The organism is Mycobacterium sp. Aquia_213 (assembly GCF_026625985.1).
GTDB lineage: Bacteria > Actinomycetota > Actinomycetes > Mycobacteriales > Mycobacteriaceae > Mycobacterium.
Window position 1 is genome coordinate 3,198,386 of sequence record NZ_CP113116.1, and the last position, 11,714, is coordinate 3,210,099.

Sequence of the window (11,714 nt, forward strand, 5' to 3'; positions counted from 1 at the left end):
GCATGGTTACGCCTGCACGCCCCCTAGACCAACGCCGGTGAAACAGGGCGGGCTGCGGCTCGGGTGACTGTTAGGCTGCCGACGGGTCGGCGTTGTGTCTGCGCGCTGTTGTGGGCCTGTTCGCGATCGTGGTGCATCAATGTAGTACTCCCGGGGGTATCGAATGCGCTCCTACGCACGGGATTTGGGCGATGCCTGAACCCTTGGTCGTTGATCCCTGGCAGCTCGAACTCGCCGGCTCCACCTTGCAAGACCAGGTCCTACCGGTGCCGCCGCCACCCATCGCCGCGACCGGACCGGATGCGGTGTCGACAGCGATCAACGTGACCATGCCGATGATCGAATCTCCGGTGACCGAGGGGTTGCCTGCCGCCCAGGCCGCCATCACGGCGACGGGAAACAAAATCGCCGCGGCGGCTCGCATGTACGCCGAGACCGACCAGAAACTGGGCGACCAACTGGCCCAGGCTCAATTCACCGGCAACAAAGAGAAGGCCGCAACGCCGGGGCTCAACGCCGCGCATTCGGCACCCCAGGCGCCGGCGCCGGGCGGCGGTCCGCAGCTCTCGTCGGCGCCACCCCCAACCCAGGAACAGCTACCGCACTCGACGGCGCCGGCTGCCGGCGGTCCCGGTACGCCGGACCCGAGCGTCGGCGGTGGCGGGCCGCCGGCGTCGCTGACTCCGAACGCATCAGAGGATGCCGTCAACCCCGCAGGGTGGTCAGGCCCGGCCGATCCGGAAGCGACGGCCGACCCCGGGGCTTCGGGGTGGAACGGCGATGCGGAGCCATCGGACGGCGCCGTGAAACCCGCGTCATATGACGGTGCGACGGATTCGGCGGACCCGTCGACGGATCAGGAAACGTCGGGCGACTCACCAGACCCCGCGGACCAGCAGAGCCCGGATGGTCCGGGAACGGCGGATGACCCCGGAACGACGGACGAGCCCCAAACAGCGGATGGTTCCCAACCAGGCACCCAGAACGGTCCGGGCCCGGCAACGCCGGATGGTTCGAAGGCGCCGGGCGATCCACGAAGCCCCACGGATCCGACGGCGCAAAAGGAGCGACCAGCGTCGGTTCCACCGCGAGGTACGGGAGCGGGCAGCCGAGGGCTGTTTTCGGCATCCCAACCTGGTGCGAGTGCAGGCGGGCGAGGAATCCCGCAGTCACTCGCGGGCTCGCCGAAGCCAACTGTCGCGCCCCACCGACCCGCGGCCGCGCACGCGGCGCCACCGTCGGGCCCCGGCCAGCCAGCTCGACCGATGCCGGTCGGGCCGGGCGGCGCGCACGCCCCACTGAGTCCGGCGGCGCCGGCAGCTCCGCTGAGTCCGTCGGCTCCGGCGCCCCCGCACGGTCCGATGGCGCCCGCGATGCCGCAGGCTCCGGCACCGTCCGCGGCTCCGGAAATCGGTGCGGGCGGGACAGGCCCGGCAGCCCCCGCTGCGCCGACGAGCATGCCGCTGCAGCCGGCGACGCCCGGCACCTCCCCGGTCGCTGCCGACCCGGCCGCGGACACCGGATCCAAGCCGGCGAGTGCGTCGCTCGCCCCGCCACCGCCGCCGCGCGGCCGCGACGCCGTGCTGGCATCGATCCCGGTGTCGGCGGCACGGGCCGAACGTGATGCCGTCGCCGAGGCCGCCACCGCGGACGCGTCGCGCCGCGACGGGGTCGATCCGCTGCTGCTGGCCCGGCGCATCGCCGCCGCGTTGAACGCGGGCGCCGGTGGTGACGACGACGAGGGGGACGATTTCGGGTTCTTCTGGGTGACCGCGGTGACGACCGAGGGCACGATCGTGGTGGCCAACAGTTATGGCATCGCGTACATCCCCGACGGGGTGCGATTGCCCGACGTCGTCTACCTGGCCAGCGCGGACGAGGAGATCCCGGCCGCTGACCGGGCGAGCTGGGCAACCTACCCGGTGATCGCCGTGCAGGGCTGGGCATCGCACCACGAGTACGAGCTGCGGGCGGTCATCGCCACCGAGGACCAGTTGGCCGATTCCGAACCCGGGGTGGAAAAGGTCGAGCTGCAGCCGGATGACATTCCGGATAGCGGGGAGATGATCGGGCGGACCCGTCTGGAAGTGGTCGACCCGCAGGCGGCCGAGTGGCTGGCGGCGGTCCCCGATGAGAGTTTGCGCGATCGGTTACCGCCCGCGCCCGCCGAAATCAGCCCGCCGGCCGAAGAAGAGGGCATGTTGTGGTTCGAGGTAATGGAGCCGATGTTCAGCACCGACACCGGCCGGGAGGACGCACACCTGCGCGCGTTCCTCAGTTATGCATCTCAGGCCGAACAGCTTGCCCTCAAGGCGGCACACCGTCGGGTCGACGCGGAAACCCGGCGCACGGCGATCGCCGACTGGCTGTACTGGAAACACCTTGCCGCGCTCTGCGACGCCGCACTGAGCGACCCGGCTTATCGCCGGCGAACGGCCGGCCTTTATGACGAATCCGCGACGGGTTCCTGATTAACTTCGTCTACACCGGTTGTTCATCCAATTAACAAGTGTGACTCCGGGTTTGACCGGCTCACCGAAAGTGCGGTGATCACGCGCCGAAAAGCCGAATGTCGTTTAGGCTCCCAGACGTCGGGTTTGTCTCGGGCAGACAAGCTGTGCCAACTCTCCCCACGCAATACCAGTGACGCAATCTCCGAACCATTAGCGACGATGGTTGCCGCCCTCCGTCGTGGGGCCTTTGTGGCAGCCGGACAGGCAAGGCCGCAGACGATGAATAACTTGAATGTGGAGCCACGGGAGCTCCTCATGCGAGCTCAAGAGCTGGGCGGTGCGATGCCGCGGTGGCCAATCCTGCAGCCGACAGCGCCGGGCCAGCTGGCAATGACCAGGAACGCGGTCACGGTTCTTCAACGGTCCGCCGACAACATGCGGGTGGCGCTGAAGGCCGGCGAAGAACGATGGGTGCGCCTGGCGCAATTGCTGGTCCAAGCGGCCAAGGCCTACAAAGACGTCGACCAGAGTGCGGCGAGCAGCCTGACATTCGGCGCGTCCTCGTCACCACTCGGCCGGAAACCCACGACGTACCAGCTGGTGCCCGACTCCAGCCCCGCCTATGTACCGCCTTCGCTACCGTCTGCGGGAGTCTACGAAGCAACCAGAGCATCAATTACGGCGCTGGACACCAAGTTTCTCAGCGTGCGGGAAGCGGCTAAACAAATTCACGCGGGTGACCCGAACGCCAGATCGTTGCTTGATTTTGCGGACGCGTGGACGGGATACGAGGGAGCGTTGCACGACGCCGCCCTCCGGTTCCGGCCCTTCGACTCCTGGCGCGGCAAGGCAGTGACTCAGGTCGAGGCCCAGTTCCAGCGGCACCGGGATTGGCTGACCCAGATGGCGAGCAGTTCGAGAACGCTTGGTCAACAGGCCCGCGACCTTGCCTTCGCGCATTACGCAGCCGCCAGCCAGCACCCTCGATCCGCGCAAGTGGACCCGCTCTACGCGAAGTTGACCGCCAAAAGAATCAGCAGCAGGGACTACGCGGCCTACCTGAAGATGCAGAAACTGTCGGAAGACGTGCGAACCGAATACCGGAAGAAGGCAGGTTTGCCGCTGTCGCCGCTGAACCTGTTGATGCCTCCCGAACGGGCCGACTCGGACCTGCTGACGACACCCGAAGAAAAGGCGCAGGAACTGGGGCGAAAATCCCAGGAAGAAAGACTCAAATCACAGCAAGAGGCGTACAAGCCGATGCAAGAGCTGCTGAAGCAGCAGCAAGAGCAAGCCCGCATCGCACAAGAAGAGATGCGAAAGGCACGGCAAGAGGCGCTCGAAGACGGGCGCAAGGCGCGAGAGGAAGCGCGGATCGCGCAACAAGAGGCGCAGGACGAAGCCGATGAACGGGCGCAGGAGGCGCAGAAGGCGATGAAGGAGAATCTCGCCAAGTCGCTGAACGCCCAACAAGCCCTTGCCAAGTCGATGGGCAAGTCCGGCATGCCGAAGCTGCCATCCCCGTCGAAGCTGATGGGCGCGGCGGGCCAGCTCGCGAATATGGCAAAAGGCATGGGCCCCAAGCCGACTCCGGCAGCCCATGTACCGGGTGCACCGTTGATACCGCCCCTTCCCCTCGGTGGGCACCCACCGCACGTTGCCCCGGCCGCCTCGGCAGGAGCCGGAGTGTCGTTGGGCGGCAGCGGGATCGGCGCGCCACCACGGTTGCAACCCCCGTTGCAACCGCCAACCCCCGCCCAGCCGACGCCAACCCCGTTGCAGACGCCAAGGGCGCAGATCCCGATGGATCCCGAGTCAGTGGCGCGGTCGGCGGCCGGCCCGGGGCCGCACGGTGCGGGCGGCGCGGGCGCGGCGCCATCCGGTGGCGGAATGGGAGGCGGGGCTGCGATGGGCGGGCCCGGAGCCGGTCAGGGCAAAGGCGGTGGCACCGCCAAGCGCGTGCAGCCGGACGACCCGGCCGTCTACACCGAGGAGCGGCCGTGGACCGAGGGGGTCATCGGTCGTCGCCCGCGCAAGGTCGATCCCGCTCCCCCTCCGGCCGACGGCGCGAAGTAACGGATCAGTCGGTGTTGGCGTAGCGGCTGGCGAACACCTCGGCCTGTGCCGCCTCGGCCTGTTGCGGCGTCGGCAGGTCCGTGGAGTTGGCGATGAGTTCTTGGGCGGCACCGCCGTCGTCAATCTCAACTCCCCGCACGAAATCGGCGACGAATGCCTGCTGTTTGGCCAGCCCCTTTTGCCGGGCCAGGTCGGCAATCACAAGTATCTCGTCAGCGAGCGCTGCTTCCGACATGCTGGTCACCGTCGGGCGCAGATCGATCTGCAGGACACTGCCATCTGGAAGCGCCGTGACCGCAACGGTTCCGGCCAGGTTGGTCACCTTGGCCTGATACTCGGACCCGTCGTCTTCTTGCGCGTCATCGGCGGCAACGTCGGTCGTCGAACGAAGGGCTTCGACATCGGTTGTGGTGTCTGGGGATTGATCCGACGCCCGCGCTCCCAGCGCATCGACCAATGTCTGCGAACCGCCGTCGTCGCCGGACTTATTGGTGTCGAAGAAGAGCAGGGCGGACACATCGTCCTGGCCATCGTCGTGTTGTGGCATCGCATTCTCTTTCTGCAATTCGTTGCGGCAACCCGACGCGATCAGTTGCCGGGTTTCAGCTGTTTGTCGAGGGCATCGTGGTGCGCCTGATCAGTCGCCCGATACGCCTTGCCGGCGTTCTCGAGCGCTTCATCGCATGCTTTCAGGCACTTGATCAATTGCTCATTAACCTGATTGCGGTTCGCTTGTATTGCCGCAATCATGTCGGTGGATCCCCCGCGGGATGTCAACCCGTGGGTCCGTAAGAGCTTGTCGTGGAAGTCCTCATTGTTGGACTTGGCGAAGCCGGATTTCAGGTATGCGCCGGCCTCCTTGAGGTAGCCCCTTAATGCGGCCAGGTACGTTGCGTCGGCGATTAAATCCGGCATGGGGTGGTCTCCCTAGGGTGTACGTCTATTGCGATGGGTCTTGGCCGGCTACGGCGTCGACCGCGTCGATGGCTGTTCCGGCCGCACCGCCGCGGCCTCGATCGGTGCACGCTCGGCCCCTTCGGCGCCCACGGCCGCCGCGGCACCGACGGCATCATCCCCGGGCGCGGACTCCTCGGTGGTGGCCTTCTTTTGGACCCCTCGACCGGCGCCTTGACTCCCTTGACCGGCGGGTTGCGCCATGGCCGACGCTGCGGGCGTCGCGGCTGGCGTGAATGGTGTGGCCGGTTGAGACGGTGTGGCTGGTGTATTCGGTTCGGGCCGCGGATCCGGTGTGGCCGGCGCGTGCACAGGCTCGTTGGTCGGGCCCGCCACGTAACTCCCCGTACGGCCAGCGACGGGGTACGGCTTGGAGCCGGCGACGGGGTACGGCCTCGAGGAGGTGGCCGGGAAATTTCCGCCGGCGCCTGACGGCGAGCCGAAGCTGCGAACGGTTGTCCCGGTCGATGTCGGAGCCGCTTGCAGGGGCGGGGCGGTCTCCGGGATAAACAACCTGCTGCGAGCGGCGTCATACTTGCCCGCCACCGCGTCGAATTGCGACATCGAACTCACGGTGATCATGTGGTCGCTCGCAAAGCCGATAAGAGTCCCGAGGGCTCCGACGCTAACCCCATATTGAAAGACCCGAGTGGCGGTTAGCGCACCGTTCAGAGCCATGGCAGCGGTAAACGGATTGGACGCCAATGAACTAAACGTATAGAGGTAGATGCCCCAGGCAACGGGAAGGCAAGCGACTAGTCCAGTTTTTGTATAGGAGAATGCGCGCCGCGTATACAAAACCTGCTCGGACTGCGCTTGCATCCAGACTTGAAGCTGCGCATCCGCCGCAATCACCTCTTGCACGCACGCTTGTATCTCTTTGTTTACGTGCCCGTAGCCCAGCGCCGCCTTTCCGGACCAGTGCTGTGGGTCCGGCATGGCCGTCTTCAATTTCTCAAGGGCCAACTGGAAATTCAGTTTTGAGGCGTCGTTCAGCACCGATCCCTTCTCGGGAACCGACCATCCGTTGACCAATTCCACCAGACCAGTCATGGCTATGGCGTTCTCCAGCACAAGCGTCGGTTTCACCTTGAGCATCGATTTGGCGGTCTCTGTTCCCCACGCCTTCACCAATTCCTGGAGGACATTCTGTGCTGCCGCGGTAAAGCTCGCGGCCGCGCCGACCCGATCGCCATCCCCCAAATTTTTGACACCGGTGGTGGCGTTGGCGATAGCCTTCGCCACCGCCAACATGGTTTCCGCATCCATTCCGACGTAGCCTTCCCGCACTCGCTGGATCTGCTTGTCGCGCAAGTTCTTTGCTTGGTGTACACGTGGTGTTAATCCCGTGAAAAACTATGTGCGCCATGCAGCGTAACAGCGGTCGCGCCAAGCCGGCGCGCCAAATTTTCTGGCTCACACGGCATCACGAGCCCTGTACATTAATGAGCGGCCACCGGCTGAGAACGCTATCGGCGTGCACCGGCAGCAGGCTTTTCCCGGCAGTGAGGACTTCAGATGAGTACCGAGAACGACCCGCAGGCGGTTGTGGCGCTGCAGCAAACGCAGCAGTTCATCTCGGTCCTGGAGGACCAGATGCATCGGGCGAAGACCGAAACCTTCACGGCCACAGACGAAACCGGAACCGTGACGGTGGTCGTCAACGGCGATCGCTGGCTCACCGGCCTGCAGATCGAACACGGCCTGCTGCGGTTGGGCGCCGAAACGGTTCGAGAGCGCATCAACGAGGCCCTGCGCAAGGCGCAGGCCGCCGCGCTCGCAGCCGCCGACGCCGAGGAAGGGCAGCTCGAGGACGCGCTCACAGCCATCGTCGGTGCGCTCCAACAGCAGCTCGGGGACCTTCGGACGCGCGTATAGCGCCGGCCCCTGCTAGGCCTGTCACCCGATCCGGCGATCGGGCCGGGGATGAACTCTTGCTAGCGTCGGCCCGGTGGCGCACCTACTGGGGGCCGAGGCCGTTCACCTGGAATACCCGACTCAAGTGGTATTCGACTCGATCTCACTCGGGGTCAACGACGGCGCACGCATCGGCATCGTCGGGCGCAACGGGGACGGCAAGTCCAGCCTGCTGCGCCTGCTGAGCGGTCAGCTGCGGCCCAACTCCGGCCGGGTCACCCAGCGCAGCGGATTGCGCGTCAGCGCGCTGAGCCAGGCCGACACCCTGGACCCGGCCCACACCGTCGGCTGGGCACTCGTTGGTGACCAGCCCGAGCATCAATGGGCCGGCGACCCGCGCATCCGCGACGTGGTCGGCGGGCTGGTATCCGATATCGCTTGGGATGCAACGATTTCCACCCTCAGTGGTGGCCAACGACGACGCGTGCAGCTGGCCGAACTGCTGATCGGCGAGTGGGACGTCATCGCCCTCGACGAGCCGACCAACCACTTGGACATCGAGGGCATCACCTGGCTGGCCGGCCACCTGCAACAGCGCTGGGCGCGCAACACCGGCGGGCTGCTGGTGGTGACGCACGATCGCTGGTTTCTCGACGAAGTCGCCGCCACGACGTGGGAGGTGCACGACGGGATCGTCGAACCGTTCGAGGGCGGCTACGCGGCCTATGTCCTGCAGCGCGTGGAGCGGGACCGCCAGTCCGCCGCGGTGGAGGCCAAGCGGCAGAACCTGATGCGCAAGGAGCTGGCCTGGCTGCGCCGCGGCCCGCCGGCGCGGACCTCCAAGCCGAAGTTCCGGATCGACGCCGCCAACCAGTTGATCGCCGATGTGCCGCCGCTGCGCAACACCGTCGAGCTGGCCAAGCTGGCGACCGCCCGGCTCGGCAAGGACGTGATCGATCTGCTCGACGTGTCGGTCTCGTTTGACGGTCGCCCGGTGCTGCGCGATGTCGAATGGCGGATCGGCCCGGGCGAACGGACCGGCATCGTGGGAGCCAATGGCGCGGGCAAGTCGACGCTGCTGGGATTGATCGCCGGCACCGTCGCGCCGGACACCGGCCGCGTCAAGCGCGGCAAGACCGTTCAGCTGGCGGTGCTCGATCAGCAGGGCGATCGGTTGGCCGACATTGCCGACGACCGGATCGCCGACGTGCTGGGCCGGCTGCGCGGTGGGTATGAGGTCGAAGGCCGCGAGGTCACCCCAGCCCAGCTGCTGGAGCGACTCGGCTTCACCGAGCTCTCCGCGCGCGTCGGCGAGCTGTCCGGCGGGCAGCGGCGTCGGTTGCAGCTGATGCTCACCTTGCTGTCCGAGCCGAACGTCCTGCTTCTCGACGAGCCCACCAACGACGTCGACACCGACATGCTGACGGCCACCGAGGATTTACTCGACTCCTGGCCGGGCACCCTGATCGTCGTCTCGCACGACCGCTATCTGCTGGAACGCATCACCGATCAGCAGTACGCGATTCTCGACGGCCGACTGCGCCACCTGCCCGGCGGCGTCGACGAGTACCTGCAGCTGGCCGCCCGGTCGACGGGTGCCGTGGAACCGCAACGGGCAACACCCGAGCCCGCGGCGATGTCCGGTGCGCAACGCCGGGCCGCCGAGAAGGAACTGGCCTCGGTCGACCGCCAGCTCGCCCGGCTGGCCGACCGGATTGCGGCCAAACACGTCGAACTCGCCGACCACGACCAGTCCGACCACGTCGGCATCACCCGGTTGACGGGCGAGTTGCGCGCCCTGGAAGACGACGTCGCAACGCTGGAAAGCCGTTGGCTGGAGCTCTCGGAAGTGGTCGAGTAGTCACCATGCGGAAGGAACCGGTTCGCTACCTGCCCGGCGAAGGGTTACTCGCCCTGTACCGGCTGCGGGGCCCGGTGATCAATTCCGGCGTCGGCCGGCACGGCTACACCTATCTGCTCGGACCCGAGGCGAACAAATTCGTCTTTGCCAATGCCGATGCGTTCAGCTGGGCGCAGACGTTCGAGAGCCTGGCCATCGTCGACGGGCCCACCGCGTTGATCGTCAGCGACGGGGACGACCACCGGCGCCGCCGCAGTGTGGTGGCCCCCGGGCTGCGCCACCGCCAGATCCAGGACTACGTGCAGACCATGGTGTCCAATATCGACGCGGTCATCGACGCCTGGCGGCCCGGGCAACGGCTGGACCTCTATCGGGAGTGCCGGTCCGCGGTCCGGCGCAGCACCGCGGAGAGCCTGTTCGGCTCGCGCCTGGCCGCGCACTCCGACTTTCTCGGCGAGCAGCTGCAGCCGCTGCTGGACCTGACCCACCAACTGCCCCAGCTGGCGGCGCTGCAGCAGCGCCTCAACTCTCCCGGATGGCGACGGGCGATGGCCGCCCGACAGCGCCTCAACGACTTCGTCGACGCGCTGATCGCCGATGCCCGCGCCGCGCCCAGGCCCGACGACCACCTGATGACCATGTTGATAAACGGTCGCGGTGACGAGGGATATGCGTTGAGCAACAACGAGATTCGTGACTCGATCATTTCGCTTATCACCGCCGGCTACGAGACCACGAGCGGCGCGCTGGCCTGGGCGCTCTATACCCTGCTGACGTTGCCCGGGGCGTGGGACAACGCCGCCGACGAAGTTCGCCGGGTACTGGGCGACGAGCCGCCCGCCGCGGCCGACCTGGATGCGCTGACCTACCTCAACGGCGTCGTGCACGAGACGCTGCGGCTGTACTCCCCCGGCGTGATCTCGGCCCGACGGGTGATGCGCGACCTCGAGTTCGACGGGCGCCGCATCCGAGCCGGCCGATTGTTGATCTTCAGCGCCTACGTCACTCACCGGCTGCCCGAGGTGTGGCCGGACCCGCGCGAGTTCCGGCCGCAGCGGTGGGATCCGGGCTCGGCGGACTACCGCAAGCCCGCTCCGCATCAGTTCATTCCGTTCAGCGGCGGATTGCACCGGTGCATCGGGGCGGCGATGGCCACGACCGAGATGACGGTCATGCTTGCCCGGCTGGTCGCCCGCACCAAGCTACGGCTGCCCGCTCAGCGAATCCGCGCCGCCAACCTCGCGGCGCTGACCCCCACGCCGGGCCTGGTCGTCGAAATCGCGGACTCAGTGCCAGCGCAGTAGTACGAGCTCGGACGAGAATCCGGGACCCATCGCGACGATCAGCCCTGGGCTGCCGCTGGCCGGCGGCTTGGCGATGGTGTCGCGCAGCACGTGCAACACCGAGGCCGACGAGAGGTTGGCGATCTCACCCAGCGAGCGCCAGGTCAACTCGAGCGCTTCCGGGGGCAGCTCGAGGCTCTTGCCAATCGCGTCGATCACCTTCGGACCGCCCGGATGGGCCACCCATGCTTCGATATCGCCCCTGGTCAACCCGTGTCCGCTGAGGAATCGGTCGACGTCGTCGGCCAGGTGCCCTTCGATGAGCGTGGCGAGCTCCGGGGAGAAAACGGGCTGCAGGCCGGCGGGGCCGACGTTCCACGCCATGACGTGCAGCGATTCGGGGTAGAGGCGGCTGCGCGAAGCGACGATATCGGGGCCGCTGGGCCGGAGCTGGGGGTCTTGTTCGGCGCGCCGATCGCCGACGGCGACCACCGCGGCCGCCCCATCGCCGAACATCGCGGTCGAGACCAGCCCCGATACGGTCGGCTTGACGGTGGGGAAGGTCAGCGAGCACAGCTCGACGGACACCAGCACCGCGACGCCGTCGGGCGCACCACGCAGATAGTTGTGCAGGGTAGCGACGCCCGCCGCGCCGGCCGCGCAGCCCAGTCCGAACAGCGGTACCCGGCGCACGTCGGGGCGCAGGCCGACTCGCCCGGCGATGCGGGCATCCAGCGACGGCACCGCAACGCCGGTGACGGTCGTGGTGGCGATCATGTCGACATCCTGGGGCTGCAGCCCCGCCTCCTCGAGAGCGCCCAGTAGCGCCTCGCAGCCGAGGTCGACGGCGTTTTCGATGAAAATTTCGTTCGTCTCGGTGAAGTCGGTCAGCGACAGGTATCGCTCGAGGGGCAGGACGAGGTGGCGGCTGTTGACCTTCGCGCCGCCGTGCAGACGCCGGACGATCGCTTCGTGTTCCTTCAAGACCGGGAACTCGACGAATTGGTCGGTAATCTCGCCCTGGCTGTACCGGTGCGGTGGCAATGCACCGAACACACCTGCGATGACGCTCATACCAGCCTCTACTCGGAGCCTCTACGTAAAACGATTCCCCCCATTGCACGAAAGTTTATGCGGTCTGGTTCAGGGCCGCAAAGCTACGGCTATTCAACATGTGTCGGATATCACTCAGAGTGAGGGGCGTGGAATCAGGCCTGCCAGCGCGGATTT

General features: G+C 66.9%; 9 protein-coding genes. 5 read left to right on the forward strand and 4 right to left on the reverse strand.

Annotated elements, in window-relative coordinates:
* Window positions 1–191 precede the first annotated feature (191 nt).
* Both LMQ14_RS15040 and LMQ14_RS28170 read left to right on the forward strand, forming a co-directional pair.
* Window positions 192–2,471, forward strand: a complete 2,280-nt coding sequence (locus LMQ14_RS15040) for a hypothetical protein (RefSeq protein WP_267730381.1) — start codon at window positions 192–194, stop codon at window positions 2,469–2,471.
* Window positions 2,472–2,768: 297 nt separating this feature from the next.
* The gene (locus LMQ14_RS28170; protein WP_324291059.1) at window positions 2,769–4,529 is read left to right on the forward strand and encodes a PPE domain-containing protein; all 1,761 of its coding nucleotides are present in this window, start codon (window positions 2,769–2,771) and stop codon (window positions 4,527–4,529) included.
* A 4-nt stretch (window positions 4,530–4,533) separates the two neighbouring features.
* Here LMQ14_RS28170 and LMQ14_RS15050 read toward each other — a convergent pair whose 3' ends face one another.
* The 3 genes from LMQ14_RS15050 to LMQ14_RS15060 are packed head-to-tail and all read right to left on the reverse strand — an operon-like array spanning window position 4,534 to window position 6,797.
* Entirely contained in the window at window positions 4,534–5,076 is a 543-nt protein-coding gene (locus LMQ14_RS15050) for a YbaB/EbfC family DNA-binding protein (protein ID WP_267730382.1), read from the reverse strand.
* 41 nt (window positions 5,077–5,117) lie between these two features.
* A complete protein-coding gene (locus LMQ14_RS15055) occupies window positions 5,118–5,444 on the reverse strand; it encodes a type VII secretion target (RefSeq protein WP_267730383.1) in 327 nt (108 codons plus the stop codon).
* A 48-nt stretch (window positions 5,445–5,492) separates the two neighbouring features.
* Entirely contained in the window at window positions 5,493–6,797 is a 1,305-nt protein-coding gene (locus LMQ14_RS15060) for an EspA/EspE family type VII secretion system effector (RefSeq protein WP_267730384.1), read from the reverse strand.
* A 204-nt stretch (window positions 6,798–7,001) separates the two neighbouring features.
* Here LMQ14_RS15060 and LMQ14_RS15065 point away from each other — a divergent pair, with 204 nt between their 5' ends.
* From LMQ14_RS15065 to LMQ14_RS15075, 3 genes are all read left to right on the forward strand, one after another.
* A complete protein-coding gene (locus tag LMQ14_RS15065; protein WP_267730385.1) occupies window positions 7,002–7,361 on the forward strand; it encodes a YbaB/EbfC family nucleoid-associated protein in 360 nt (119 codons plus the stop codon).
* A 73-nt stretch (window positions 7,362–7,434) separates the two neighbouring features.
* The gene (locus LMQ14_RS15070) at window positions 7,435–9,201 is read left to right on the forward strand and encodes an ABC-F family ATP-binding cassette domain-containing protein (RefSeq protein ID WP_267730386.1); all 1,767 of its coding nucleotides are present in this window, start codon (window positions 7,435–7,437) and stop codon (window positions 9,199–9,201) included.
* A gap of 5 nt (window positions 9,202–9,206) precedes the next feature.
* Entirely contained in the window at window positions 9,207–10,505 is a 1,299-nt protein-coding gene (locus LMQ14_RS15075) for a cytochrome P450 (protein ID WP_267730387.1), read from the forward strand.
* Here LMQ14_RS15075 and LMQ14_RS15080 read toward each other — a convergent pair.
* Window positions 10,488–11,558, reverse strand: a complete 1,071-nt coding sequence (locus tag LMQ14_RS15080; protein WP_267730388.1) for a type III polyketide synthase — start codon at window positions 11,556–11,558, stop codon at window positions 10,488–10,490. The two genes, LMQ14_RS15075 and LMQ14_RS15080, sit on opposite strands and share 18 nt — an antisense overlap.
* Window positions 11,559–11,714: the final 156 nt, after the last annotated feature.